At 68.9% G+C, this 25,973-nt stretch carries 22 protein-coding genes and 8 pseudogenes; 12 read left to right on the forward strand and 18 right to left on the reverse strand.

Annotated elements, in window-relative coordinates; all coding sequences use genetic code 11:
- The first annotated feature begins 47 nt into the window (after positions 1-47).
- Positions 48-1,313 carry a glycosyltransferase gene (locus ACTWQR_RS40225; RefSeq protein ID WP_443232215.1) on the forward strand — a complete coding sequence of 422 codons (1,266 nt, stop codon included), beginning with the start codon at positions 48-50 and terminating at the stop codon, positions 1,311-1,313.
- Here the strand turns inward: ACTWQR_RS40225 and ACTWQR_RS40230 are convergent.
- Positions 1,282-2,406 carry a sensor histidine kinase gene (locus ACTWQR_RS40230; RefSeq protein WP_443232216.1) on the reverse strand — a complete coding sequence of 375 codons (1,125 nt, stop codon included), beginning with the start codon at positions 2,404-2,406 and terminating at the stop codon, positions 1,282-1,284. The genes ACTWQR_RS40225 and ACTWQR_RS40230 overlap by 32 nt on opposite strands.
- 190 nt (positions 2,407-2,596) lie before the next feature.
- Between ACTWQR_RS40230 and ACTWQR_RS40235 the strand changes: the two genes are divergently transcribed.
- The 4 genes from ACTWQR_RS40235 (at position 2,597) to ACTWQR_RS40250 (ending at position 6,320) form a co-directional block, all read left to right on the forward strand.
- Positions 2,597-2,854: a hypothetical protein gene (locus tag ACTWQR_RS40235; RefSeq protein WP_443232217.1), complete on the forward strand. Its 258-nt coding sequence runs from the start codon at positions 2,597-2,599 to the stop codon at positions 2,852-2,854.
- A gap of 267 nt (positions 2,855-3,121) precedes the next feature.
- The gene (locus ACTWQR_RS40240) at positions 3,122-4,411 is read left to right on the forward strand and encodes a vanadium-dependent haloperoxidase (protein ID WP_443232218.1); all 1,290 of its coding nucleotides are present in this window, start codon (positions 3,122-3,124) and stop codon (positions 4,409-4,411) included.
- 380 nt (positions 4,412-4,791) lie between these two features.
- On the forward strand, positions 4,792-5,634 hold the full coding sequence (locus ACTWQR_RS40245) for a DUF6597 domain-containing transcriptional factor (protein WP_443232219.1): 843 nt from the start codon (positions 4,792-4,794) through the stop codon (positions 5,632-5,634).
- A 74-nt stretch (positions 5,635-5,708) separates the two neighbouring features.
- Entirely contained in the window at positions 5,709-6,320 is a 612-nt protein-coding gene (locus ACTWQR_RS40250) for a dihydrofolate reductase family protein (protein ID WP_443232220.1), read from the forward strand.
- 19 nt (positions 6,321-6,339) lie between these two features.
- Here ACTWQR_RS40250 and ACTWQR_RS40255 read toward each other — a convergent pair.
- Positions 6,340-6,888 (reverse strand): annotated as a pseudogene (locus ACTWQR_RS40255) (transposase); the annotation flags it as partial.
- 505 nt (positions 6,889-7,393) lie between these two features.
- Between ACTWQR_RS40255 and ACTWQR_RS40260 the strand changes: the two are divergent.
- Together ACTWQR_RS40260 and ACTWQR_RS40265 are read left to right on the forward strand one after the other, a co-directional pair.
- Positions 7,394-8,527, forward strand: coding sequence for an acyl-CoA dehydrogenase family protein (locus ACTWQR_RS40260; protein WP_443232221.1), 1,134 nt, complete (start codon positions 7,394-7,396; stop codon positions 8,525-8,527).
- Positions 8,528-8,719: 192 nt separating this feature from the next.
- Entirely contained in the window at positions 8,720-9,799 is a 1,080-nt protein-coding gene (locus ACTWQR_RS40265; protein WP_443232222.1) for an SDR family oxidoreductase, read from the forward strand.
- Here the strand turns inward: ACTWQR_RS40265 and ACTWQR_RS40270 are convergent.
- The 3 genes from ACTWQR_RS40270 to ACTWQR_RS40280 all read right to left on the reverse strand — a co-directional run bounded on the left by ACTWQR_RS40270 (position 9,730) and on the right by ACTWQR_RS40280 (position 11,593).
- Positions 9,730-10,188 carry a M23 family metallopeptidase gene (locus tag ACTWQR_RS40270; protein WP_443232223.1) on the reverse strand — a complete coding sequence of 153 codons (459 nt, stop codon included), beginning with the start codon at positions 10,186-10,188 and terminating at the stop codon, positions 9,730-9,732. The genes ACTWQR_RS40265 and ACTWQR_RS40270 overlap by 70 nt on opposite strands.
- Complete coding sequence (locus ACTWQR_RS40275; protein ID WP_443232224.1) at positions 10,185-10,622, reverse strand: hypothetical protein; 438 nt, start codon at positions 10,620-10,622, stop codon at positions 10,185-10,187. The genes ACTWQR_RS40270 and ACTWQR_RS40275 overlap by 4 nt, the downstream gene beginning before the upstream one ends.
- A gap of 404 nt (positions 10,623-11,026) precedes the next feature.
- The gene (locus ACTWQR_RS40280; RefSeq protein ID WP_443232225.1) at positions 11,027-11,593 is read right to left on the reverse strand and encodes a TetR/AcrR family transcriptional regulator; all 567 of its coding nucleotides are present in this window, start codon (positions 11,591-11,593) and stop codon (positions 11,027-11,029) included.
- A 271-nt stretch (positions 11,594-11,864) separates the two neighbouring features.
- Between ACTWQR_RS40280 and ACTWQR_RS40285 the strand changes: the two genes are divergently transcribed.
- The 3 genes from ACTWQR_RS40285 to ACTWQR_RS40295 all read left to right on the forward strand — a co-directional run bounded on the left by ACTWQR_RS40285 (position 11,865) and on the right by ACTWQR_RS40295 (position 14,639).
- Positions 11,865-12,656 (forward strand): SDR family NAD(P)-dependent oxidoreductase, encoded by a 792-nt coding sequence (locus tag ACTWQR_RS40285; RefSeq protein WP_443232226.1) that lies wholly within the window; start codon positions 11,865-11,867, stop codon positions 12,654-12,656.
- Positions 12,657-12,994: 338 nt separating this feature from the next.
- Positions 12,995-14,059: an alkene reductase gene (locus ACTWQR_RS40290; RefSeq protein ID WP_443232227.1), complete on the forward strand. Its 1,065-nt coding sequence runs from the start codon at positions 12,995-12,997 to the stop codon at positions 14,057-14,059.
- 151 nt (positions 14,060-14,210) lie between these two features.
- Entirely contained in the window at positions 14,211-14,639 is a 429-nt protein-coding gene (locus tag ACTWQR_RS40295; protein ID WP_443232228.1) for an ester cyclase, read from the forward strand.
- Positions 14,640-15,599: 960 nt separating this feature from the next.
- On the opposite strand, the pseudogene ACTWQR_RS40300 reads toward ACTWQR_RS40295, so the two are convergent.
- From ACTWQR_RS40300 to ACTWQR_RS40345, 10 genes and pseudogenes are all read right to left on the reverse strand, one after another.
- Positions 15,600-16,137: pseudogene (locus ACTWQR_RS40300) on the reverse strand (winged helix-turn-helix domain-containing protein); the annotation flags it as partial.
- Between the two features lie 732 nt (positions 16,138-16,869).
- Positions 16,870-17,844, reverse strand: a complete 975-nt coding sequence (locus tag ACTWQR_RS40305; RefSeq protein WP_443232237.1) for a helix-turn-helix domain-containing protein — start codon at positions 17,842-17,844, stop codon at positions 16,870-16,872.
- A 354-nt stretch (positions 17,845-18,198) separates the two neighbouring features.
- On the reverse strand, positions 18,199-18,429 hold the full coding sequence (locus ACTWQR_RS40310) for a hypothetical protein (RefSeq protein ID WP_443232229.1): 231 nt from the start codon (positions 18,427-18,429) through the stop codon (positions 18,199-18,201).
- Positions 18,426-18,735, reverse strand: a pseudogene (locus ACTWQR_RS40315) (IS5/IS1182 family transposase); the annotation flags it as partial. The gene ACTWQR_RS40310 and the pseudogene ACTWQR_RS40315, both read right to left, overlap by 4 nt.
- 578 nt (positions 18,736-19,313) lie before the next feature.
- On the reverse strand, positions 19,314-20,714 hold the full coding sequence (locus ACTWQR_RS40320) for an FG-GAP repeat domain-containing protein (protein ID WP_443232230.1): 1,401 nt from the start codon (positions 20,712-20,714) through the stop codon (positions 19,314-19,316).
- Positions 20,715-20,745: 31 nt separating this feature from the next.
- Positions 20,746-20,871: pseudogene (locus tag ACTWQR_RS40325) on the reverse strand (transposase domain-containing protein); the annotation flags it as partial.
- A gap of 198 nt (positions 20,872-21,069) precedes the next feature.
- Positions 21,070-22,073, reverse strand: a pseudogene (locus tag ACTWQR_RS40330) (IS5 family transposase).
- A 188-nt stretch (positions 22,074-22,261) separates the two neighbouring features.
- A pseudogene (locus tag ACTWQR_RS40335) lies at positions 22,262-22,762 on the reverse strand (IS701 family transposase); the annotation flags it as partial.
- Between the two features lie 36 nt (positions 22,763-22,798).
- Positions 22,799-24,196 (reverse strand): FAD-dependent monooxygenase, encoded by a 1,398-nt coding sequence (locus ACTWQR_RS40340; protein ID WP_443232231.1) that lies wholly within the window; start codon positions 24,194-24,196, stop codon positions 22,799-22,801.
- Between the two features lie 5 nt (positions 24,197-24,201).
- Positions 24,202-24,390, reverse strand: coding sequence for a hypothetical protein (locus tag ACTWQR_RS40345; RefSeq protein ID WP_443232232.1), 189 nt, complete (start codon positions 24,388-24,390; stop codon positions 24,202-24,204).
- Positions 24,391-24,529: 139 nt separating this feature from the next.
- On the opposite strand from ACTWQR_RS40345, the gene ACTWQR_RS40350 reads away from it, so the two are divergent.
- On the forward strand, positions 24,530-24,952 hold the full coding sequence (locus ACTWQR_RS40350; RefSeq protein ID WP_443232233.1) for a winged helix-turn-helix transcriptional regulator: 423 nt from the start codon (positions 24,530-24,532) through the stop codon (positions 24,950-24,952).
- A gap of 14 nt (positions 24,953-24,966) precedes the next feature.
- Here the strand turns inward: ACTWQR_RS40350 and ACTWQR_RS40355 are convergent, their stop codons facing one another.
- The 3 genes and pseudogenes from ACTWQR_RS40355 to ACTWQR_RS40365 form a co-directional block, all read right to left on the reverse strand.
- Positions 24,967-25,140: a hypothetical protein gene (locus ACTWQR_RS40355; protein WP_443232234.1), complete on the reverse strand. Its 174-nt coding sequence runs from the start codon at positions 25,138-25,140 to the stop codon at positions 24,967-24,969.
- Entirely contained in the window at positions 25,137-25,310 is a 174-nt protein-coding gene (locus ACTWQR_RS40360; RefSeq protein ID WP_443232239.1) for a hypothetical protein, read from the reverse strand. Before ACTWQR_RS40360 ends, ACTWQR_RS40355 begins: the two co-directional genes overlap by 4 nt.
- A 28-nt stretch (positions 25,311-25,338) precedes the next feature.
- A pseudogene (locus ACTWQR_RS40365) lies at positions 25,339-25,542 on the reverse strand (DsbA family protein); the annotation flags it as partial.
- A gap of 153 nt (positions 25,543-25,695) precedes the next feature.
- On the opposite strand from ACTWQR_RS40365, the pseudogene ACTWQR_RS40370 reads away from it, so the two are divergent.
- A pseudogene (locus ACTWQR_RS40370) lies at positions 25,696-25,902 on the forward strand (helix-turn-helix domain-containing protein); the annotation flags it as partial.
- Positions 25,903-25,973 lie beyond the last annotated feature (71 nt).

Below are 25,973 nucleotides of genomic sequence, written 5' to 3' on the forward strand. Positions count from 1 at the left end.
CCTGAGCCCACCGGACCACGACCAGACGACCAGAGAGGTCTCCCGCCATGAGTCGCTTCCTCTTCTACACCGCCCCCGGCAGCGGTCACCTGTACCCGCTGATCCCCACACTCCACGAACTGCGGCGCCGCGGCCACGAGGCGGTCGTCTGCGCCGAGGAGCCGCTGCTGGAGACGCTGCGGCAACAGGGCTTCACAGCGCTCCCCATAGCACCCGAGATCGAGCAGCGTGAAGACGACACCTGGAAGGCCCGCACTCCCATCGGTGCGCTGCGCCGCTCGGTGGCGATGTACGTCGACCGGGCGCGGCACGAGGTCACCGACATGCAGGCCGTCATCGCGGAGGTACGGCCGGACGCCATAGCCCTGGACAACAACTGCTGGGGCGCGGCAGCCGTCGCTGCGGCCTCCGGCCTGCCGTGGGCACAACTGGCCACCTTCCTACTGCCGTTGACCACCCGGGACGCGCCGCCCTTCGGGCTGGGGCTGAAGCCCGCGGCCGGGTGGCCGGGCCGGTTGCGCGACGAGGTGCTGCGGCAGGGCGCCATCCCGCTGTTCGACATCGCCCTCCCGCCGGTGAACCGGCTGCGCCGCAGCCTGGGACTGCCGAAGGTGAAGCATGTGCCGGACCTGTACATGACGGCGCCGCTGGTCCTGTCGTACACCGCGGAGCCGCTGGAGTATCCGCGTACCCAACTCCCGCCGTCCGTGCGCATGGTCGGCCCCAGCAGCTGGGACCCGGCCCAGGACGAGGACGAGCCGGAGTGGCTGGCCAAGATCGAGCGGCCGGTCGTCCTGGTGACCGTCTCCACAGTGTTCCAGGACGACGCCAAGCTCATCCAGACGGCTCTCGACGCGCTGGCGGACGAGCCGTACGACGTCGTCCTCACCACGGCGTCGATCGATCCCGGAAGTTTCCGCGCCCCGGCCAACGCCCACCTGCTCCGGTTCGTTCCGCACAGCCTGGTGCTGCGGAAGGCCGCCGCCGTGGTGTGTCACGGCGGCATGGGGATCACCCAGAAGTCACTGCTGGCTGGGGTGCCCGTGTGCATCGTGCCCTTCGGGCGGGACCAGTTGGAGGTCGCCCGCCGGGTCGAGCTCGCCGGTGCCGGGACGCGTCTGCTCGCCGGACGGCTGAACGCCGCCCGGCTGCGTCAGGCGGTGCGCGAGGCAGTGGCGAAGAAGCCGGAGGCGGAGCGTGTGGCGGGCCGGCTGCGTGGTGCGGGCGGGGCAGACGCGGCGGCCACCGAACTGGAGAACCTGCTGGCGGCGGGTGCCGCGGTCAATCCTGGCACTCCTGGGCAGCGGCGGTGAAATGAGGGCTGTTGGACGAGCGGCCGTCGGGGTCCGGTCCGGCCTCGGTGCCGCGCGACAGCAGCGAGGTCGGCACGAGCCTGGGCAGCACCGTGCGTGCGACCAGGCCGTGGGGCTGGGCGTCCTCAAGCTCCAGCCGGGCGTCGCCGGCGGCCAACAGGGCGGTGGCGATGGCGAGTCCGAGGCCGGACCCTTTTCGGCCGGCGGGCTGGCGGCCCTGCCAGAACCGGTCGGTCGCCCGGTGCTTGACGGTGTCCGGCATCCCCGGACCCTCGTCCTGGACCTCCACGTAGACCCACGTGTCGTCGGAGCGGGTGCGTAGGGTGATCCGCCCGCCGGGTGGAGAGAAGCTGATGGCGTTGTCCAGCAGGACGTCCAGGACCTGGTCCAGGGCACCGGGCAGGCAGTTCGCGGCGGCTCGTCGGCCGTGGACCGCGATGGTGACGTCGGCGCTCACCGCCTGGTCGCTCCATGCCTGGGCGCGGGCCTCCATCACGGAGCGGACCTCGACCGTGGTGGTGCCGGAGTGCCCCGCCGATGCGTCGGCCAGCGTCAGGAGTTCGTCGAGGATGCGGCTGAGCCGGTCCGCTTCCGCGATGGCCACCTGGAGGCTTTCCCGGCCCGAAGCCGGAACCACGGTCTCCAGGGCCTCCACCCGCACGCGCAGCGCGGTCAGCGGGTTCCGCATCTGGTGCGAGGCGTCGGCGACGAAGCCGCGGTGTGCCTCCAGGACCGACACCAGGCGGTCCGTCATCCCGTTGACCGCGTCCGCCAGTTCGCGCAGTTCCACCGGGCCACGGTCGGACGGCGCCCGCACCGAGTACTCGCCCCGGGAGATCTTCCGAACGGCTGCCTGCAGCTGATGGGCGGGGCCGAGGCACCATCGAACCAGAGGGATGCCGACGAGGGCGGACGCGACCAGGCCGGCCAGCCCGACCACCAGAAGAAGCAGAGCGTCCGTCGCCACCTGGGAACGCAGGGACCCGGTGGGGGTGATGGTGGCCACCGCTCCGACCGCCACTCCGTGCTGGAGGACCGGCTCCGCCACGAACAGCGGCCGTGCGCTGATGTTGAACGCGTAGTCCAGCGGCACGCTGCTCTCGCCCGCCAGGGCTTTGTCCAGGACGGCCTTCCACTCCGGGTCTGGTCCACCCGGGTCCCGGACTTCGTGCCGTACAACAGCCGTCCTCGGGCATCGAACAGCAGCACCGTCGCGTTGCGCTCCCGGCCCGTTCCACGGGTGGAACCGCAACGGTCTGTGGCGATGGCGTACGACGACCACCGTGCTGCACGCCGAGCCGTTCCGGACGCTCGCCTTCGAGGTGAAGTCGTTCGGCAGGCCGGTGTCCGCATGGCGCTACGACATCGTTCCCACCGAACGCGGAAGCCGGGTCACCGAGAGCACGCGCGATCTGCGCAGTAGGGCGATGTGCCTGCTCTCCGTGGCGGTCACCGGTGTCGTCGACCGTGACGCGCGCAATCGGCGAAACATCGATCTCACCTTGATGCGGCTCAAGGCGATGGCGGAAAAGCCGGCGTGACCAGCAATGCCGGTTACTTGGCGTGTTACCGCAGGCGGCGGGGGTTGGGGAGCGAGTCTGTAAGGGCTGCAGGCCGGACGCGACCGGCCCGCCCGGAAGGCGCTTCGGCCGAGTGCTCCCGGCCGGAGCCCGCGTATTCGTCGCCGAGGCGACGGGCATCCGGGTGTGAACCCCCGTCGGATTGTCGATGATTGTCGATGTATCGGCAAAACTGACCCCCGCCTATAGGCTCGGACAATCTGTCACCTACAAGCCCATGGGGGTCTCGTGACACAACGTCCGCTCGCCGGAACATTCAGAGGGTTACGCCGTATCGCGGCCCTCACCGTACTCGCCCTGACCGTCCCACTGACGGCCACCACCGCCGAGGCGCACAGCGGCGTGGAGGCCGCCCCGGGCAATCCCGTCATCGCCTGGAACATCCACGCCCAGACCGCCATCTACGACACCGCCAAGCAGTCGCCCACCACCAGCACCCGCAGCTTCGCCATCGTGCAGGGCGCCGTGTACGACGCGGTCAACGCCGTCGCCGGCCGTCCGTACGAGTCCCTGGTCAGCGCGCCCCGCAGCCGCCCCGGGGACTCCACCGCCGCGGCGGTGGCCGCGGCCGCCCACGACACGCTGCTGTGGCTCTTCCCCGGGCAGGCCGAGTCGCTGAACGCCCGGTACGACGAGGCGCTGGCCGCGATCCCCGACGGCCGCGCCGAGGACGGCGGGGTGGCCGTCGGCAAGGCCGCCGCCGCGGCGATGACCGAGAGCCGCCGTGACGACGGCTTCGACCCCACCGCGCCCTGGACCGTCGGCACCGAGCCGGGCGAATACCGGCTCACCCCGCCCGGCTACGTCAACGTCGGCGCCTGGGTGCCGAACCTGAAGCCGTTCGTCGTCCCCGACGCCGGCGCCTACCGGGTCAAGCCCCCGCCGGCCCTGACCGGCGCCGCCTGGGCCCGCGACCTGAACGAGGTCAAGAGCCTCGGTGCGGCCACCAGCACTGTCCGCACCGAGGACCAGACCGAGGCGGCGATCTGGTGGGACGACCCCCGGATGGTCGAATGGTCGATCACCCGGCAACTCGCCGGCGCGCACCGCCTCAGCAGCCTCCGGACGGCCCGGCTGCTCGCCATGGTGTACGTGGCCTCCGCCGACACCCTGGTCGCCTGCTACAAGGCCAAGGCGCACTGGAACTTCTGGCGCCCGGTGACGGCCATTCCGCTCGCCGGCACCGACGGCAACGCGGCCACCGATCCCGACCCGGACTGGACGCCGCTGCGGGTCACCGCCCCGTCGCCGGAGTACCCGTCGGGCCACGCCTGCTTCACCACGGCGGTCATGACGGCCCTGGGGTCGTTCTTCGGCCGTGACGACCTCACGTTCGCCGCGTACAGCCCCGCCTCCGGCACGACCCGCCACTACGACAGCCTTCAGGCGGCGACAGCCGAACTCCTGGAGGCGCGAATCTGGGCCGGCGTGCATTACCGCTTCGCCTCCGAGCACGGGCACCGGCTCGGGCTGGCGGTCACCCACGACGTCCTGAACCGCGCCTTCCAGCGGCGCTGACGCGGCCGTCCCTTCCACCACCGCCGGGAGGACAGCTCGGGACAGCACCGACTCCGGCGCCCTGGCCCGTCACCTCGAAGCCGACAGATACCGCTTATGGCCGGTCCGTCGTCGTATCCGGTCATGCTGCCTGGTTGTTGCGGGCAGGGTGCGACGCTGAGCGTCCAACGGAGTTCCTCGTGCAACAGAAGGATCTTGGTCGATCTCCTGTCTGTGGGGAACTCCGTTGCCGCGTGGGGCTTTCGCCGGACAGCCTTCCAAATCGGGGCAGAGTTCACAGAGCTAGAGATCTTCAATGGCTGAGGTTACGCGGAGAGGATCGATGGCGGGGCCGGCGACGTTCCCTCGCGCACGGAACGGTTGTCGGCCACACTGTGCCGGTGGAATACGTCGGCCGCGTGCCCTGTCCGCCCCTCGACCGGTTCGTCGACGACATCTACTGCCTGACCGGGGTGCCGCGCCACCGCCGGATGAACATCCCGCCGATGCCGTCGGCGCACCTGTTCCTCAACCTGGGTGGGCCCGTCCGCCTGTGGGACTCCGACCCTGTGGTGCCGTCGGCTGTGTTGACCGATGGGTGGTTCATGGGCGTATGGACCAGGCGTTTCCTCGTCGAGTACCCCGCACGGGTGCGGCTCGTCGGGGTGCACTTCAAGCCGTGGGGGATGTCGCCGTTCGCCGACATGCCGGCGAGTGAGCTGCGGGACCGATGGGTGCCGGTCGACGCCGTCTGGCAACGGTCGGTGGATCGGATACGCAACCAGGTCGGCGACATCGCGTCGGCGACCGAGACCCTTCGGGTGCTGGAAGCGGAGCTGCTGTCGCGGCTTGCCGAGGCGCCGTCGCGCGGTCTCGACCTGGTCCTGCACGCAGGCGGGCGTTTGGAGACGTCCAACGGCACGGTCCCGATCGGTTCGCTGACCGCGGGCGCCGGGGTGAGTGGCAACCACCTGGCCGCGCAGTTCAAGGCTCATGTCGGGGTCACCCCGAAGCGGGTGGCGCGGATCTACCGCTTCGCGCGGCTGATCCTGTCCGTGGACGCCCTGCGTCCGGTCGACTGGTCGGAGCTCGCGCACGCGGCGGGCTACTTCGACCGGGCCCATTTCAGCAGGGAGTTCAAAGACTTCACCGGCCACACCCCGACGGAGTACCTGGCTCTGCGGCGCCGATTCCCCGCCGAGCAGGGGTTCCCGCCGGACGCAGGTCCGATGCCCGCTGATTGATTTTTTACATGCCCGGTCGCCTCCCGGGGCGACAAGATCGGGGGTGCACACGCAGAGAGAGTCGAGGAGGACCCGTGGGCACAGTGATCATGCACAACGTGGTGTCGGTGGACGGCTTCATCGCCGACGCCAACGACGAGGTCGGGCCACTCCACGAGTGGTACTTCAGCGGGAACACCGCGATCACCGAAGGCGGCGACCAGCAGTACGACCATTCCAACGTCGGAAGCGGCTTCAAGGTCTCACGTGCATCGGCGGAGTACGTCCGGCCGATGTGGGAGTCGATCGGCACGATCGTGATGGGCCGCCACTTCTTCGACCTGATGAACGGCTGGGAAGGCAACCAGCCCGCCGGCGACCACGTGGTGGTGGTGTCCCATCGACCCAAGCCCGAGGGCTGGCACCCCGAGGCGTCGTTCCACTTCGTCGACGGCGTGACGGCTGCGATCGACAAGGCCCAGGAGCTCGCCGGGGAGCGAGTCGTCGCTGTGAGCGCCGGCGAGGTGGGCGGCCAGATCCTCGCGGCCGGCCTCGTGGACGAAGTGGCCATGGACGTGGTGCCGGTGGTCTTTGGGTCGGGCAAACGCTACTTCGGCAGCATCCACGGCCAGCATCTGCTGGAGGATCCCCACGTGGTCATCCAGGGCGACCGGGTGCTGCACCTCAGGTTCAAGGTACGCCGCTAGAGATCTTCAATGGCTTAGGTTACGGAGGTGTGAGGTCCAGGCCGGTCTTGGTGAGGAAGCCCTCGATGAGGTTCGTGCGGTACTGCATCCGTTTGAGGCGGGTCTTCACCAGGGCGTTCAGCTGGTCGATGCCGTGCTTGGCGAGGTTCGCCAGTGACCGTTTGAGGTGGGACCACACCGCCTCGACCGGGTTGAGTTCGGGCGCGTATGGCGGGAGCTGGTGGACGGTGAGCCAGTCCCGGTTCGCGACCAGCTGTCGCATCGCGCGGCTGACATGGGTGTTCAAGTCCCAGACCAGCACAATCGGGCCGCCGAGTTGCTGGTGGGCGGCGTCCAGCAGCCGCACGTAGTCGGTCTCGGTGAAGCCCTTGCGGCGAGGCCGGCGTTGCCGGCGCGGTCCGCGGTCGACGAGGGTGCGGTAGATCAGTCGCGGTCGGCGGCCGGGCTTGGTGGCGATCAGCGCGGCCAGCGAGATGCGTTTGGTGCCGGCCGCGGTCACCGCCACGATCGGGGTGTGGCCGCGGCGGCCCCAGGTGCGGCCCTTCGGCGGCCTCAGTCCCTGGCCGGACTAATCCCGCGTCAGCCGTCACCAGCCCCAGAACCCTGGCCGTTAAAGATCTCTAGAGCCCTTACAGACTCGCTCCCCAACCCCCGCCACCTGCGGTAACACGCTAAGTAACCGGCATTGGCGTGACCAGGCCAGAGCCCTGCACCGGTTCACCTCCTTCTTGCGAGGATGCCTTGGCGTTCACGCCTCGGGGAATCGCATCCCTGTGTTGCGGCGCGGAGCGTTCATGTGGCTGCCGGCGGAGCCGGGTGATGCCCACGCGATTCATGAGGGGGAGGATGCAAGTCCTGTGGCTCCCTTGCTTGGGCTTTCAACTAGGCCTCAGGGCAGGTGCAACCCCGGGCATACACGTCCTGCTACCTATTTGCCGTTCGTCTGTGCTGCTGCTGCACCACGGATGCATAGCGTGTGGTTCGTCGCAGCGGCGGAGGAGATCCCCTCTTCATCGCCCCGGCGTCCAGAGAATCCTGCGATCTTGATCTACACGACGTGAGGACTCGCGGATATGACATTCCTGGAACACGAACGCACAGTCCTCGAAGACCTCATTCCGGGTCTTGACCGGACTCTGGGCTCCTCCCCCTTGCAGACATGGGAGACGCCCGGGAACCCGGGGATCGAGGAATTCCGCAAGGCCGGTGGGCCCGCCCTGCTGGTACCCGCCGAACACGGAGGTAGGGGAGCCGACCTGCTGACCGCGGTGCGCGTACAGCGTGCTGTGGGGTCGCGGTCGCCCTCACTGGCGGTCGCCACCACCATGCACCACTTCTCCACGGCTTCCCTGGTGGAGACCGCCGCGCACGGCAACGGCATGGAATGGCTGCTCCTGGCGGCGATCGCCCAGGACAACCTGCTCCTGGCCTCCGGATTCGCGGAGGGCCGCACCGGTCAGGGCATCCTCGATCCCGCGATCAGCGCGCGGGCGGAAGGGGACAAGGTCTGGCTGACAGGCTCGAAGAAGCCGTGCAGCCTCGCCTGGTCCATGAACCTGCTCACCACCTCCGTCGCCCTCCCGGACGATGACGGCACACCGCGGCTGGCTGTCGCGGTCGTCCCGGCCGACGCCCCCGGACTGGAAAGGCGGCCTTTCTGGAAGAGCCCCGTACTCGCGGGGGCGGAGAGCGACGAGGTGGTGCTGTCCGACGTCGAGGTTCCCGCCGACCTGCTCGTCCGCACCGACGTCACCGCCGACGGCGAGCTCGACCGCATCAACACGGTCGGATTCGTCTGGTTCGAGGCCCTGATAACCGCGAGCTACCTGGGTGTCGCCTCGTCTCTCGTCGAGCGCACCCTGGCCAATGCACGGACGGCGCCCGCGGTGCGCGCCCAGGCCGTCACCGCCGTGGAGTCGGTGGCCCTGATGCTCGAAGGGCTGGCCATGGAAGCGGCCGGCGGACCAATCGGGGAGGACGTGCTCGCCCGCGCCCTGGTCTGCAGGTATGCCGCCCAGGACGCGATCAGCCGCGTACTGGAGCTGTGTGTCGAGGCGTTGGGAGGCATGGCCTTCGTCTCCTCCGGCGACGTCGCCTACCTGAACTCGGCCTGTCGCGCGCTGGCCTTCCACCCGCCGTCCCGCGCTCGCATGGCGGAGCCGCTGGCCGCGTACTTCACGGGCGGACCGCTCCGCATCCCCTCCTGAACAGACCCGCCAGCACTGACCGTTCTGCCTTCTGCCGCCATCTGCGGCTTCCACGACGAACGATCCTGCTTCCCGCGAGCAGTTGATGTTCCGCGGTGTGCGCGCCGTCGCCGTCCGACTCGACGCCGCATCCGCTCACACGGCGCCCCGTCGTGCTCCGACCCTGTCGACCGACTCCCGAGGTGCACCATCGTGTCTTCTTCCCCTCCCACCGTCCTGCTCACCGGAGCCTCGGGCGTGCTCGGCACCGCCCTTCTGGCCGAACTCCCCGCCCACTGCCGCGTGACCGCCCTGATTCACCGCTGCCCCTGCCCGGCGGCCGACGACCAGTTCCCGGGCGATCTCACCGCTCCCCGGCTCGGCATGGACCGCGAGACGTACCGCGCCCTGGCCCGCAGGGTGGATGCCATCGTGCACTGCGCCGCGGTCACCGACTTCACCAGCGGGCCGGAGGCCGCCCACGCGACGAACGAGGCCGGCACTCGCGCCGTGGTGGAGTTCGCCACCGACGCCGGGGCCACCCCTTATCACGTGTCCACCGCGTTCGTCGCCCGGCACGATCTGACCCGCTCACGGCTGGGCCGGGACACCGGGGAGGCCGGCGCCCGGCCGGAGGACTATCTGGACTCCAAACGCGCCGGAGAGGAGGTCGTACGCTCCTCCGGCCTGCCCTCGGTGATCATCCGGCCGTCGATCGTCATCGGCGACTCCCGTACCGGGGACATCTCCGCCTTCCAGGGCCTGCACGGAATCCTGCTGATGCTGCTGCGCGGCATGCTGCCGCTGGTCCCGCTGCCCGCGACCTCGCTCATCGACTTCGTACCGCAGGACGTGGTCGCGCGCACCATCGCGGCACTGATCGCCGAGGAGCGCCGCGAGGGCGAGGTGTGGGTGACCGCGGGGCCGGCGGCTCTGCGGGCGGAGCAGGTACTGGACGTGGTCGCCGACACCTGCGCGGAACTCGGGCTGAGCACCGACATGCCCCGCATCGTCGGAGCCGACATGGTCGACCGGCTGATCCGCCCGGTCTTCCTGGCCGGCGGCCTACCGGCCAGGGCACTGCGCCGCTTCGACGACATGCTCGCCATGACCGCGCTGTTCGCCGACGCCGCCACCTTCCCCACCTCGCTGGGCGAACTGCCCGGCGGACCGCCGCCGTTGACCGCCGCGCGGCTGGACGCGGTACTGCGCCACTCCATCCTCTATCTCGCCGAGACCAAGCGCCTGGGCGACGCCGCCGTGCGTCCCATGCCGGTGGAGGTGCCCGCATGACCGCGCCGACCGTGCGCGAGGCGGCGCCGCAGGCGGCTGATGTGCTCGGCGCCTACCGGCGGCACCTGGGCCGCGGCCGTGCCCGGCTGGCCTCGCTGACCGGCGGGGTGATGGAGATCGCCTCCTACGGCGCCCGGGTCTTCGACGCCGACGGCAAGGAGTACGTCGACTGCGGCGGCTACGGCGTTTTCCTGCTGGGCCACTGTCACCCCCGGGTGGTGGAAGCCGTCACCGAACAGGTGTGCCGCCATCCGGTGGAGATGAGGTCCCGACGAGTTGCCGGTGCTGCCCGCATAGGAGATGACGGTCCCCGCCTGGACGAAGCCGGAGCGGATCCTGGCACTGGCGAGGCGGACGTACCAGGTCTGTGTGCCGTCGGGGGCGGTCACCTTGACGGCGTTCCCGTAGTACGGATTCCACTCGGCGACGACCGTGCCTCGGTCGCTGCCTTCACCGGCGTGTTCATGGGTACAGGGAAGTCGAGGCCGGTGCGCCGACCCGACCGCATGGACCCGGCCGCCCCGAACAGCTCGCCGACTCCCTTCTGCGCGACGGGGAGTACGCACTTGGCGCGCAGCGCTTCCCTGCGCGCCGCCTCCTGCCTCCTGAGTCTCTGTTCCTCACGTCGCCGCTGGTCGAGGTCGACGCGCTCCTGCGTACGGCTCGCGCGCTCGGCGAAGTCGTCGGCTTCTCGGCTCGGCGTGCGGAGCTGGGTGTCGAACTCGTCGTTGGCAGTGGCGGGTTCGACAGCGGGGTCCGGGACGGCCTGCGCGGACTTGCCGCTGCTGCCGCCGCTGACGGAGGCGGCAGCGATCCCGGCCATGCCCACGAACGCGACCGAGGGAGCGACCACTGCCAGAAACGCGGATCCTCGGCGGGGAGCCCGGCGAAGGCGGCTACCGGCGTGTCGCGTCGCCGTCCGGTCCGGGGAAGTGCTGGGGGGCGTGGCTTCGGGCGCAGTGTGGACCACGGGGGTCCCTGTCGTGTGACTGTCTCGCGCACCGGTTCGGCAACGTGGCGGACGGCCGGAGCGCGTGCGGTGTTACGCCTGCGACATGACGGAGGGTACATGGCAGGTCATCCGGCCGTTGCTGCCCATTCCGGCATGGCTGGCGGGGGTGGGGGCGGCCGGAGGGCTACCGCCACCGCGTGCTGCTGGGATTCCGGAGATTGCCTGCCTACGTGGCGTTGGGCCCCGGCCGCGTAGCCGGTGTCCAGGATTGCGGGTCAGGGCCCGTCTGGTGCGGTCAGGGCTTTGTGGGTCGATTCCAGGATCTTCTCCGAGAGTTCGGTGCCCGCTGTGGCGCGGGCGAGCAGGAGTGCGCCGACCAGGGTGGCCACCATGGGAAGGCCGTCTTGGGTGTCGGTGGACATCCACGCGGCGAATGCCTCGACTCCGGCCGCGTAGGTTTCGCGTACCTCCCCGGCGGTGGGCTCGCGGGCCATGTCCCCTGCGAATCCCGCGGTGGGGCAACCGGTGCCGGGTTGGTCACGGTGCTCGGCCGAGAGGTAGAAGTCGACGAGGGCGCCGCGCGCGACATCGTGGTCGCCGTGGGTCGTGTCGAACGAAGCCAGGAGCAGGTCAAGGTCCCCGAAGGCGGCTTGAGCGGCCTCGGCCACCAGGGCCTCCTTGGAGGGGAACTGCTTGTAGAAGCCGCCCGTGGTCAGTCCGATGGACTTCATCAGGTCGGCGACGCTGATGCCGTTCACGCCGCGCTCCCGGAAGAGCTGGGAGGCCGCGGCGACCGCGCGCCTGCGGTTCTCGATCGCTTGTGCCTGCGAAACGCGACTCATCAGTCACCTGCCCACGTTAGATAGTGAAGTGCATCTATCATACGCGAAGTGTCGGCGGCCGGCTGTGGAGCCCTCTTTCCGTACGGCTCTTTCTCGCTGCGGCAAGGCGAGGGGCCTGTGGGCCCGCTTCAGTCTCCGGTCACGGGCGGCGGCTGGCAGCGTCGCGGCCATTGACCGGACCGCTTTAGATAGCTATCGTAATCTAAAGCGGGGCCGACACTCTGGCCCTGCTCATCCGCTCATCCGCCGGCCCAGAAATGAGATCCACCCCATGACCACGCAGAACAAGACCGCCGTTGTCACCGGAGCGTCCGCCGGCCTGGGTGCCGCCTACGCGCAGCGGCTTGCCGACCGGGGCTACGACCTGATCCTGGTGGCCCGCAACGCTGCGCGGCTGGAGACGCTGGCGTCGGACATCCGCAGCCGTACGGGCCGTGCGGTGGACGTCGTCACCGCCGACCTCACCGATGCGGCGCAGATCTCGGTGGTCGAGGAGCGTCTGCGGACCGACGAGAGCATCGAGATGCTGGTCAACAACGCCGGCGGTGCCCTGCTCACGCCGCTGACAGGTTCCGACGCGGCGGCCTACGAGGCCCTGATCAACCTCAATATGACCTCGCTGACCAGGCTGACCATCGCGGTCCTGCCGGGCCTGACGGCCCGCGGACGCGGCACCGTCGTGAACATCTCCTCTGCCATGGCTCTCAACATCCTGCCCGTCAGCGCCGTCTACAGCGGCACCAAGAGTTACGTGCTGACGTTCACCCAGGCCCTGCAGCAGGAACTCGCCGAGAGCCCCGTCACGGTGCAGGCCGTCCTGCCGGGCGCCGTCCGCACGGATCTCTGGGACGGCTCCGGTGTCGACCTCGCGACGTTCCCCGACGAGATCGTCATGAACGTGGACGACGCCGTCGACGCGGCGCTCGCCGGCCTCGACGCCGGGGAGCCCGTCACCATCTTGTCGCTGCCGGACATCAGCGACTGGGAGGCGTTCGAGAAGGCACGTCAGACGCTCGTCCCGAACCTGTCGCTGCGGGTCCCGGCCGCGCGCTACCGCGGCTGACCGCTACCGCAGCCGACCGCCGCTCCGGCTCCGGTGCGGGAGTCCCTCCGTGACAACGGTGCGGTCGCTGTCGCACAAGGCCGATGAGTCCTGCGGTGTGGGGGAGGACCGGCACACTCGCCGTCTCCCCCTCGCCCACCCAAACAGCCGGGGCCCGGCACCGCAGTGGCGGCGGTCATGTGCGCGGCAAGCCCGTCCGCACCGCCGACTGCCTCTCCGCGCAGCCGCCTTCCATGGTGGAAGAACCCGGGCCCATCAGGCCACTCACCGCGTACACGCTACTCGCGGCAACCCGCCACCCCGCAGCCCTCTCTCACCCTTCATTTGAGGAAACATCCATGTCGAACGCCCTGTGGAACCCGATCGTCGCCGGCGAGATCCCCCTGCCGCACCGGCTGGCCATGGCCCCCATGACGCGCAACCGGTCCACCCCCAACGGCGTGCCGACCGAGCTGAACGCCGAGTACTACGCCCAGCGCGCCTCGCACGCCCTCATCATCACCGAGGGCACCCAGCCCAACGCCGACGGCCAGGGCTACCTGCTCACCCCGGGCATCTACTCCGAGGAGCACATCGCCGGCTGGCGCAAGGTCACCGACGCCGTACACAAGGCCGACGGACGCGTCGTCATCCAGCTCATGCACGCCGGACGGATGTCCCACCCCGACAACACCCCCCACCACCGGCAGCCGGTCGCCCCCTCCCCGGTCCAGCCGGCGGGCGAGGCGTTCACCGCGTCCGGGCTCCAGCAGTTCCCGGTACCGCGCGAACTGTCCACCGAGGAAGTCGCCGCGACGGTCGAGGACTTCCGGCGCGCCGCCGCGGCCGCCATCGCGGCCGGCGCCGACGGCGTCGAGATCCACGGCGCCAACGGCTACCTCCTGCACCAGTTCTTCGCCACCAACACCAACCAGCGCACCGACCAGTACGGCGGCTCCGTCGACAACCGCATCCGCTTCGCCGTCGAGGTCGCCACCGCCGTGGCGGACGAGATCGGCGCCGGCCGCACCGGCATCCGGATCTCTCCCGGCAACCCGTTCAACGACATCGCGGAGAGCGACACCCACGACCTGTACCCGGCACTCGTGCGCGCCCTCGCGCCGCTCGACCTCGCCTACCTGCACATCGGAAACCACGCAGGCGACGACGAACTCCTGCACACCCTCCGCAAGCTGTGGCCGACCACCCTGGTCCTCAACCGGGCCGGCACCGACATCGCCACCCGCGCCAAGGACATCGAAGACGGCATCGCCGACATCGTCACCGTCGGCACGATGGCCCTCGCCAACCCCGACCTCGTCGAGCGCGTACGCACCGGCGCACTCCTGAACACCCCCGATCCCGAGACCGTCTACGGCGGCGGTGAGGCCGGCTACACCGACTACCCCACCCTCACCGCCTGACAGCCCCCGGCCGGGCGCTTCGCCTCCGCGAGAAGCAGCAGCCGTTGCCCGGCGCCATCGCCAGATCCTGCTCGTCCAACCCGCCTGTTCGGCCCGTTCCCCTGTCCGTCACCGGGGCGAGCCGCTCCGTCCATCCATATTGGAGAAGCACATGTCTTCCTCGAACGTCGAGACCCGAACGTCGACCGCCGACGTGCACCAGCTGGCCGATGAGTACGTCAGGCGCGTCAACCTGCGTGACCTCGACGCCCTGTTCGCCCTGTACGCGCCGGACTTCCGCAACCACGCCGCCGACGGCACCACCACCGGCCTCGAGGAGAACCGCGCGGTGCTGGCGTCGTTCCTCGACGCGGTCCCCGACTTCGCCGCCGAGCCGGTCCGGGTCGTCGCCGAGGACGACTGGTTCGCGATCAGCTTCATCCTCACCGGCACGAACACCGGGCCCTTCAACGGCACTCCCGCCACCGGCCGACCGATCAAGGTGCTGGAGCTGCGCATGTTCAAGGTGGCCGACGGGAAGCTCACCGACCACTGGGGCCTCATCGACCTGGCGACGCTCTTCGCCCAGCTGCAAGCCTGAGAAGGCCGGACATGAGCTGATGCCTGTTCCGCCCTTTGCCTGTTCCACCCTTTCGGCAGGAGCAAGCAGGCCGGCGCGGCCGTAGCCGCGCGGCTACGGCCGCGCCGGGTGCACAAGCCCTGCCCGGTCTCGACCAGGAGGGCGCGCTCAGTCCCCCGCTTGAGCTACAGGCGGGTGTTGTTGATGTTGTGGGCCGCGATCTCCATGCCCATCGCCTCGCACACCCGCCGCGCCCGCCGCTGCGAACACCGTCATGATCTGCTGGTAGGCCGGATGGTCCGGCAGCCTTGGGGCAGTCGGCACGGGCGCCTTCGGATCGGGCAGCCCCAGCAGCGTCGAGCCTCGGTTCTCCGTCATCGCCTGGTGAAGCGCTCCGACGCGGGCTTCGTTGCCCTCCCGTAGTTGGCGAAGGTCCTCGGCGTCTGCCGCCCGGAGTTCCTTCAGTTTGCGGATCTGCTGGGAGACGTCTTTCGCCGCCCGCTATTTCGCTGCGGGCGTGGACCCTTTCGTAGACGAACCGCTCCTCCTCCGGGCTGTCCCGGCGGCCTTCTATCCGCCGGGACGGTCCTCAGCCCGCTGACTTCATCGGAATTCTTTCGCGGATACCTCCGGCTTCAGCCGGGGGAGGAAACGAAATCCCTGCGGAGCAGGGCAGGGGGCTGGGATTCGCCGCAAGGGCGGATCACAGTGCCCGGACCCGCAGGTTTGATCTTCCTGTGTGGTCTGGCTGGTTTGTGCGTGTGGCCGCGAATCATGTGAGGCGGGCGTTCAAGTACCGCTTCTCCTATTGACCTGACACTCCGTAACCGGCGCACGGACCTTGTGCCAGAGCCCGCAGAACGCCGCCCCAGCCACTCCTGAAGCTGCGGTGCCTCACCGACCCGGGTCTCCGCGAGCAGTTGGAGGCCTCGCCCGATAGTCGATCCCGGCCCGAAGTTCAGTTTCAGAAGCTGTGAAGAAACGCGGCGGGGTCATCGAGAACCCCGCCCTCGTCCTCAACACAACGTAGGCTTTCAGTGCCGCCGCAGTCATGCCACCCGCGGCCAGACGTCCTACTTCCACAACTCGCCCGCGTGCTCGTCACGCTCCACCGCCCGGCGGGCGGGGCATTGTCAGGACAGGCCGTGCCCGTGCAGCAATCGCCACACCGCCGCCATCGAGCTGTCGATGCCGACCTTCCAGGCGATCAGCGCTCTGATCCGGGTCAGGGTCCACCGCTGATCCTCCCAGCCGTGCTCGGCCCGGCCCGAGCGCCAACTCCTTCTCCAGCTCGGCGAACTGGCCGTCGGACAGCTTGGACAGTTCGGCGGCCCGGTGGAGGCGAGGGTGTTGATCCCGCCCTCCCACCAGGCACGCCGCCAGCGTTCCACCGACCGCTCACTGACCCGCAGATCCTTCGCGATCACCGCGGTTTCCTCCCGCACGCGAACTGCTCGCCGGCCTCGCACCGGATCCGCTGCCGCTCCGCGGTCAGCCCGCCACCCTGCGCGTACCGCATACCACCGGCCTACCGCTGGGATCAGCACACGTCACCCCGACAGCACCTCGCAGACATCAGTAGGTCAGCTGCAACCGGATGTTCGGTAGCACGTAACGCTGTCCTTGGTCTGCCAGCTAAAGCCGCCATCCTCGGACACCGCGTAATGCACGAGAACTCTCTCGGGGCCGCCTCTTACATCGGAGAAGTCGAGGGTGCCAGCGAATGGGCGGGTACCGTCGGCTTCCATTCCCACACACAGCGTGCTTGACGAACCACTCACGATCGAGCCATCCGGAGCCCAAGCAGTGAGGTCAACGTGCCGGCAGCCGCTGGCTACGTGATTGTTTCCGTTGAAGTTGACCGAACGATTGAGCCAGGTCAACTCTCCTGTCGCGACACTGTTGCCGTAGGACACCCGGAAAGGCGTGCTCTCCGCGGCGTACGCGGATGTCGAAAAACCCGCCATCAGCGCTCCTGCTGCCCCCAACACGACCGCACCTCTCGTGAACCTCGTCACTACCCCACCCCATTCGTTACAACTCGCGACTTCAAGACCTTTTCCGATGCGCCGCATCGTGTTTTTCTCCCCTCGTTGCGCCGCACGGCGGTGCCGGGCGGCAGCCTCACGCTGTACCCGCACAGCGGCGCTCGTTGGGCGGGCCGTGGCCGGGCCTGCCGGCTGTGCACCAGAATGCCGGGGCGCCGTCCGGCTGTCGTTGGCGGAGCGTCCACGTTTCCTTGACGCTGCGTCTACACCGGGAGGTGCAGGGCTTGGTGGCGGTAGGTGGTGGGTGTCATGCCGTGGGCGGTGCGGAAGGCACGGCTGAAGGCGGCGGGGTGGGTGAAGCCCCAGCGGGCGGCGATGGCGTGGATGGGGACGGCGCGCATGGCGGGGTTGGCCAGGTCCTGGCGCGCGCGTTCCAGGCGCTTGCGGCGCAGGTAGGCGGAGACGGTTTCGTCCTCGCCCTGGAAGAGCCGGTGCAGGTAGCTGAGGGAGATGCCGTTCGCGGCAGCGATCGCACGGGGGGTCAAGTGCGGCTCATGCAGGTTCTGTTGGATGAATGCCTGGATGCGTAAGGCCAGATTCCGCTGGTGGGTATCGGGCGGTAGGGAATCTTCGGTGCCGAGGGTGTGGGCGAACAGTGCGGCGACCAGATCGACCAGGACCGTCCCCAGCCGGGGCGCGTCGGAGGGCGCGTACTGGTTGGTGTTGTCGGTTATCTGGGTGAGGAACTGCGCAAGCAGGGCGCCGATCCCTTCCAGCCCCGACATCCGTCGTCCGATCGCCTGTTCGGCCCGGCGCCTTGGCAGTGGCAGATGCGCCTTGGGAACTTCGATGCCCACGATCCTGCTCAGCGCCTGACCGGTCCACATCTCGGACGGTCGTGAGGAGTCGTTGGCATGGAAGTCGTACGCGTGGTAGGCCGCTTCCTGCTTGCCCCAGGAGGCGCCCCCGCTCCCCTGCAGGACAAGAGTGAGATGGTAGGACTCGGGATCGGACTGCCTGACCAGCTTTGGTGTCCGTCGATAGACCACCGGCTGGCATTCCGCCGGCCACACCGACACCGCACCGAGCCCGATCAGCCGCTGGTGCGCCCAGAAGTCGGCCGCGTTCTCGCTGCTGAGATCCATCGGGCGGGATGTCCGGCTTACCAGCTCACGCCAGTACTCGAACCGGTCCGCCGCAGGCACGTCCTCACTTCGGAACACCGTCTCGATCAGTATGTCCCCCACCGCTTCCTCACCGAGTCCCCGACCGGCTTGCGCCCGGTCCTCCAGCCTCAGGTTCTCACCCGGGCCGGTGTCCGGCAGTCTGGCGAATGCCCCTGCCGGGCAACAAGGTGAGAATAGCCACCGCAATTGACCTATCCAGGCCATCCCTTTGGAACTCCACGCCATCTCTTGGTGCGGCCGCTCGGCGAGATCCGCCAGCAAACGTGCCCCGGCGTGCCCGACACCCCTGAACCATCAGCAGAGACATGGAGCTTGGGACGAGAACCGATGGCCTGCACGCAGAAAGTGTCTTCCGCTTGGACCGACAGAACCGGAACGCCTGGTCGGGGTGCTGGTTGAAGACGTTCACGCTGGCCTGGTAGGCAGTGGCTGCTCGGGCGGATCAAGCTTGCCTCTGTCGCCGGTCGGCGCGAGTTCGGCGATGACCTTTCGGGTGGTGGCCAGGTCCGCGAGACGCGCTTCGGTCGCGGCGAGCATGTTGGTCAAGTCCTCTACCTGGCCGCGGAGTTCATCAGTCCGGGCAGCGGCTTCGTAGTGGCGGGCCTGGAGGTCGGTCAGGATCGCGGTGATGTTCACGCGGCCGCCCGGAGGGTGTCGCGCCATGTGGGGCGGGTGTGGTGAGGCAGCGGGTCATGTTCGCGGTGGAGTCCAGTAGACGCGTGAGGCGGAGTTGTCGGGCCGGTGGTTGTACTCGCGGGTGAGGCGCCGGTGCAGCATCAGGGTGCCGTTGACCTGCTCGACCACCTACCGTTTCGGCTGTGGGACGAAGCCCTTGCCCTGGTCGGCCGGGTTGCGGCGGACGACCTCGATGGTGATGTCCAGCAGGGCGCCGTGGATGATGACTTCGTCTTTGAAGCCCTGGTCCACCAGGGCTTGCAGGACAACAATGCTTCAGGACCTGGCGCCACTGTGGCCATTTGAACCGCCGCGCCGGGCGGGTGAGGTGGCGAAGCGATCTAAACGAGGCCTCCGCTGCAGACCGAGCGCGCAAGTGATCACTATCCGTTGACAATTCACCGCTGCCAAGGCTGCACGGGCCCCACGAACCGCACAGGCGTGACAGGGCGAGAGTTGCTCGGGAAGGCCTGTGTTGGGGGAGTGGAACCAGAGTGGCCGCGCCTGTGGAACTTACTAAGCTTGACCCTGTCGGGGATCTTGGAGTTTCGCGGTGCGGCAGCATGGTCAACGGGCATGCTCGGGTAGTTCTGATGACCGATGCAGCTGTCGAGGTGCCCGTTGTCCCTCCGCCCACGTTCCGGTGAGCAGGTCCCGCCTCTGACTGCGCAAGTCACGCGGGCGGGCAACCCGGGCGGCAGGACGGCGATATGGGTGAGAGACCGCCTCGACGGTCTGTGGCACGACGAGGACTTCGCCGACTGGTACCCGCGTGACGGGTGCCCAGGTCTCGGCAGGCCATGGTACTGGCCCTGGTTACCTCCCCTTCCTGGAGGAGGCGGAGGTCACAGGCCGAGTTCGGGCATTGTGTACCTGTGGACGCCGCGGGTGCGCAGACCGTCCGAAGTGCCGGACAGGAACCAGAATCCGCCGTAGCGACCGTCGGGTCCGCTGAAGGGCTCGACGGCCAGGACGTCGTCGTGACCGTCACCGTCGGCATCAAGGACACGCAGGTCCTCGGCGAAGCGGTCACGTCTGCCGATGTCGGATTCGAAGACGTCACCGGAGATGCCCTCGGTGTCCCTGTCGATGATCTGCAGGCCGGTCATCGTGACGGCAGAGCCCCTGCTGGTCAGGCGCGCCAGCTGGAGGTGGCCCCGCTGGTCGGCCGAGCCGTACTCGACGGTGGAGACGGTGTTGCGGTCGGACGCCGAGGTGACATGGCCGGTCAGCACGTGGGTGCCGATGGTGGGGGATCCGATGTCGATATTCAGCCGAGCGGTGCCGGGGCGGAAACCGTCCGGCCCGCCGCGCACATATTCGCGCTCGTGTCCAGCGCTCCGGCCGGGCGGAAGCAGGTCGGGATAGCCGTCACCGTCAAGGTCGATGCCCGCGTGGACCTCGCTGCCGATGGCGCCGACCATCTCGCTCAAGCGCCGGCTCACCTCGCCGTCTTCTTCCAGCCCTTGGCCCGGTGTGCCACGGAAGTAGCGCAAGGAACGCCTGGAGGCCCTCTCGCCCTCGTCTTCCTCGTCGTAGTCGTGGTGGACGAGGAGGTCCCTCCGGCCGTCCCGGTCGAAGTCCGCGGCCGTGGAGAGCGCCCCACCGGACAGACGGCGGGAGACTTTCGGCTTGCCATCGGCGTCGAACGGCCCCATGAGGAGTCTTTCGCCACCATACAGATCCGAATGACCGTCACCGTCGAAGTCCGCGGCCTCCACGGCCGTGAAGGGATGCTTGGGATCGTCGCCGGGAACATGCAATCTGACGGGTATGGTGGACAGGCCGTCCTTGCCGCCGTGGAAGACGACCGTACGGCTGCCCTGCTCCTGGTTGTCCTGGGTGTTGGGGACCGGTACCTGCTGGTGCAGAATCAGGTCGGAGAAGCCGTCGCTGTTCAGGTCCGCGGTCAGGTCGGAGCTGAACCCTTCTTCGAGGAAGCCGTTTGCCCTGCGGCCGCTGCCCGCGATCAGAGGCTTGTCCGTGGGACGCAGGCCGTCGGGACCACCGCGAAAGACAACGACAGGCCCGTAGCCCCAGTCCAGGCCGGCAGCGGCGCTGCCGGTCACCACCACTGCGGCATCCTCGTAGCCGTCCCCGTCGAAATCCGGAGCACCGGAGGGACGAGCCTTGCCCTTTGTCGCCGAGCGATCCTCCTGCGAGGACCCGTCGCAGCCACCCGCCGACGTCAGCAGGATCAGTGCGGCGGCCAGCGCCGCGGTCCGGTGAGTTCGTCCATGCCGCATCGCCGCAGACTAGCCCCAAGGCCGTGATGCGAGACGGCAGATCCCGCAGCCGCACCTGGACCCTGCCGGTGGCCTTCAATGCCTCGTCGACCATCTCGAAGGGCACGAGTTGGGTGAGTTCACCGATGTGGCCCGGCGCGAACCGGCCTCCAGCCACCGTGACGACACGTGTGATGGCAGACTGTTCGGACAGCGGAGCCTCCGGTCTTTGTGAACGGCGTGTCCTGGTCGACTGCCAGTTCTACCGGGGCTCCACTCCTCATATCCGGCGAAACCACAGCTCACGGCCCTCTGGACAACCCCACCCGGCCCATTGCTTCACGGACTTGGGACTAGGGCCTGTGTGACGTCGTGATCAATCAGTCGCCTTCAGCAGGTCGTTGATCCAGATCATGGAGGCGCGGAGGTGGAGGCCGGCGAGGTAGCTCTCGGGTGTTTTGTCGTATCGAGTCGCGATGCCCCGCCAGGCCTTCAGCTTGTTGATCAGTCGCTCGACGGTGTTGCGTTCCTTGTAGAGATCGGCGTCGTGGCGTGTGGGCCGGCCGCCGCGACTGCCCTTCTTCTTCCGGTTGGCGGCCTGGTCCTTCTTCTCCGGGATGACTGCCTTGATGTTGCGTCTGCGCAGGTAAGAGCGGTTGGCGCGGGATGAGTAGGCCTTGTCCGCGGCGACAGCGTCAGGCCGGGTCCGGGGACGGCCGACCGGCAGAGGGACCCGCACCTTCTGCAGCACGGGGACGAACTGCGGGCTGTCGGCGGCCTGTCCTGCAGTCAGGACGAACGACAACGGACGGCACTTGCGGTCCGCGGCGAGATGAACCTTGCTCGTCAGCCCGCCACGGGACCTGCCGAGCAGGGCTTGCTTCAAGCGGAGCTTGCGCCGCCGCCTGATGCGCCGCCGCTCTTCCCGCTCGGGGTCGTGAACTGCGGCCTGTCCGTTCTGTTCTGGCGGGCCGCCCCCTTTTGCCGGGCCCGTTCCTGGTCGGCGGCGGCTTCCTCGAGGGCGTCCATGACCTCCTTGCCGATGCACATCCCGGCGGCGTCGTGGTGGGCGCGGGCGGTGGTGGAGTCCGCGCTGACCAGGGACAAGTCCGCCTGGCCCTGGCGGGCGGCCTCGGCGATCACGCCGTCCAGCAGTGTGGTGAAGACGCCGGCGTCCCTCCAGATGCGGAAGCGGCCGTAGACCGTCGGCCACGGGCCGAACTCACCCGGCATCTCACGCCACTGACTACTGGTGCGGAACCGCCAGATCACCCCCTCGAACTGCTCCCGCAGCCGCTCGGGGTACGGGCCGTACTCGCCTATCGGCAGGAACGGCTCGATCAACTTCCACTGCCCGTCGGTGAGTTGCCTGCGCGTCACGGTCATCTTCCTACCGGATCCGCCTTCCAGAGGTATCAGGATCGGCAAGATTGATCACGACGTCACACAGGCCCTAGTAGGGCTTGGTCAGGTGCGTATTGGTGTGGGTATGTCGCGGTGGCAGGTGGGGCAGGCACCGGTCCAGAGGGCGAGGAGTGTCTGTAGCTCGCGGACGACCTGGTAGAGGCTCAGGCCGGCGCCGCGTCTCTTGAGGCCCGGGCCAGTCGTTGCAGGGTGCAGAAGGCGTGGGCGACGGAGACGAGGGTGACGTGGTGGTGCCATCCGTTGAAGGTGCGGCCTTCGAAGTGGGCCAGTCCCAGGGCCTGTTTCATCTCCCGGTAGTCGTGCTCGATGCGCCAGCAGAGTTTGACCAGCCGCACCAGTGTGGCCAGCGGTCCCGGGGGCAGGTCGGACAGCCGGTATTGCACCGGCTCGCTCTCGTCGGCGGGCCATTCGGCCAGTAGCCAGCACGCGGGCAGTTCCGGGCCGTCGACGTGCCGGCGGACCTCGCGTCCGGCGGGCCGGATGCGCAGCGCCACGAAGCGGGAGTACATCCGCCTGCGGCCCGAGCGGCCGGTGCCGGGCCGGGAGCCCTGCCGCCACTGCACCGGCCTGGCCGCCTTCCGGCCCGCCGCGATGACCAGCTCCTTCACCGGCCGCGGCTTGTCGGGATACTTCGCCACCGGCGGGCCCGGGAGGGCTTTCCCGGGGGCTGCCGCTTTTTGTCAGGCCAGGGGCAGTTCCGCTATGGCGTCCGCCAACTGCCCAGCAGTGTCGCCGGCGGCCCATACGTGCCCGTCCGGGCGCGTCAGCACGGCGGTCGTGGGCCAGGGCAGCTCGGTCTCGTACAGCCGGAGGTCCGCGCTCGTGGCCAGGTCCTTCAACGCCGGGCTGGTTTCCTGGGCCAGCAGCACCGGGCGGCCCTCGCGCAACAGGTGCAGCTGCTCGCGGGTGGCAGGGAGGCGCTGGCCTGCCAGGGGATGGGTGCCCGGATAGCGCACGTCCAGCGCGGTCACCGTGTTGGCCAGCGCGGTCGCCACGTCGGGATGGGTGCGCAGCAGGTCCGCCAGGAACCGACGCAGGGACTGGCCCTCCTCGGTGGTGGCGGTGATCAGGGCGGTCTGGGCCTTGGTGTGTTCGCCCAGGGCCACGCCGACGGGGTGGCGTTCCGGGTGGTAGGTGTCCAGCAGGGCCGCGTCCGCCCAGCCTCGCTGGACCGCGGCCAGCTTCCAGCCCAGGTTCATCGCGTCCTGCAGGCCGACGTTCAGGCCGACGCCGCCCGCCGGGAAGTGCATGTGCGCGGCGTCGCCCGCCAGAAACACCCGGCCCTTCCGGTACTCCGCCGCGAGCCGGGTGGCGTTGCCGAAGCGGGACAGCCACGCTGGGGAGTGCAGGCCGAAGTCCGTGCCCGCGATCCGTTTCGCCGTCGCCCGCAGGGACTCCAGGGTTGGGGTGGGAACTGACGGGGCGTACCCGGTGACGCGGTAGCGTCCGCCAGGGATCGGGACCGCGATCAGCGCGCCGTGTTCGTTGTGCCAGAAGCCCGGCCGCTCTGGCGGGTCGGCCAGCTCGACGTCACCGAGGAAGCCGAAGACGGTCGAGTCGGTGCCGGGGAAGTCAATGCCCGCCGCCTGGCGCACGGTGCTGCCCGCGCCGTCCGCCCCGACCACGTGGTCCGCGGTGATCTCGTACTCGCCGTCCGGCCCGCTGACCCGCAGCGTCACGCCCTGTTCGTCCTGGCTCAGCCCGGACACCTGGTGCCCGCGCCGGATCACCACCCCGAGGACCAGGGCGTGCTGTTCGAGCAGTTCCTCGGTTCGCAGCTGCGGGTGCGCGAGCACGAACGGGAACGGCGTGGCCAGCCCTCGGAAGTCCAGGCGAGCAGGCAGCATGCCGAAGTGCCCGTCCGGCACGGGCAGCCCGCCGTCGAGGAAGGCTTGTTCCTGCCCGCGCATCGCCAGTACCTCGATCGTGCGCGGGTGGATGGCCAGCGCCTTCGAGTGCGGGCTGCGCTGCTCGGCCCGTTCCAGGACCAGCGGTCGCCCGCCGCCCAGGGCCAGCTCCGCCGCCATCCACAGCCCGACCGGGCCCGCGCCGACCACGATGGTGTCGTGTGCATTCACAGTAATCACTCTCCATTGAGTTGAGGTGTGACGCGTGCGGTGATGCCGGCCGCGCTTAGGTGGGGCACGGATGCGGCGCCGAGGTCGCGGTGAACAACCTTGCTCTCCCAGCCTTCGGGGAAGGACTGGGCGACCTGGCGGGAGACCGAGGCCTCGCCGAGCGCGGAGGAGTCGATGTGAAGCAGGTAAGACATGGATGGGGTTCCTTTCAGAGTGGTTTGAGAGCGCGCTCCGGTGATCCGAGAGCGGGCCGGAGTCGTGGATCGGTGCGTGGTCGCCCTGCGGGCGTTACATACTGGTAGTGCGGTTACACCCGGATGAGAGATGAGCGAGATGGCATCAGCGCGACAGATCAGTGGTCCGTGCCAGGCATGGCCGGAGGACAGCGCCTTCATCCGTGAGGTGCTCGACCGCATCGGCGACAAGTGGACGGTGTTGACCATCAGCACCCTGAGCGCCGGCTCGCTGCGCTACTCCGACTTGCAAGCGAGCATCCCAGGGATCTCCCAGCGGATGCTGACCCAGACGCTCAAGCATCTCGAGCGCGACGGCCTGATCACCCGGACCGCGTACGCCGAGGTCCCGCCGCGAGTGGAGTACGAGCTGACGGACCTAGGCCGGTCGTTGATCGACGCGGTGATGGCGATGGCCGAGTGGGCCGCCACCCACCACGGCGAGATCGCCAGCAACCGGGCCGCCAGCGAGCTGACCGGAGTCGGCCGAGCCAAGGCCGCGGTCAGCGCGTCCGCAGGCTGAGGTGTCGGTGGCACTCATCGGTCCGTAGCGTCGGGTACATCGGGCACATCGCCCGCGGGATCCTCGTTGTTCGCCTCAGCGCTCGCTGCCTCGTCGGCGGTGTCGATGTGGCAGACCCACGGTGTTGGGATCGCACCACCCGCTGGCCGCTCCGCCACGATCTGAAGTCCGTCGTTCGCCTTGCTCATGACACACGCTCACTCGGCACGGGCCCGGCCACCTGCTCCAGCAACTGGGCATAGGCAGCGACCTTCTGTGCGCCCGGGGTGGCCACCCGGTGGTCGAGGACAACGAATGGAACGCCGGTCGCGCCCAGCTCCACACCCTCGCGGCGGTCGGCGCGCACACGGTCGGTCATTCTTCTCCAGCTCCTGCGGCGCCTCCGGGTCCAGCTCGAAGGATCGCATCATGATCTTGAACCGATCCGCATCCGGGCGCTGTGAGATCGCGGCCTGGAGCCGGTGCTTTCCGGCATAGCGCCAAGGGCAGCCCAGGTCAGCCCACACTTCGATGACGACCTGCGACCCCTTGGATCGTGCTGCCTGCTCACCCATCTTCCTCACCTCACTAGTAGTGCGTAACACCATCATGAGTGAGTAAGGGAGGGCCTACAAAAGGCACTTTCAAGTGCGTGGGCACCGCCCGACAGGCACTACACCCTCGTCTGTGAAGAGCCGGATGTGGTCCTTGCGGTGTTAGCACCCCGGCCCGGCGCCGGGGTGGCGTTTCGCCCAACTCCCCACTACCAAAAGCAGCTCCGGTTACAGGAGACACGGCGCCGCCTGGTCGTCGGTGGCGTTACGGTGGCCCAGGCCGCGCAGGCGGTCGGATATGTGAGTGCGACGCAGTTCAATCGTGAATACCGCAGCAGGTACGGTCTCCCGCCCGGCCAGGACGCGGCCCGGCTGCGCGCTCGCCCTGACCGCGCCATCGCTGCCGCACCCGGATAGTTCCGGACCACACCCTGACTGCCGCAACCACCACCCCAGTTGCCGGGGCGTCGTAGGTCGCTGACGGGGTT

Origin of the sequence: Streptomyces sp. 2A115 (assembly GCF_052245575.1) — a bacterium.
In the GTDB taxonomy this organism is placed as follows: domain Bacteria; phylum Actinomycetota; class Actinomycetes; order Streptomycetales; family Streptomycetaceae; genus Streptomyces.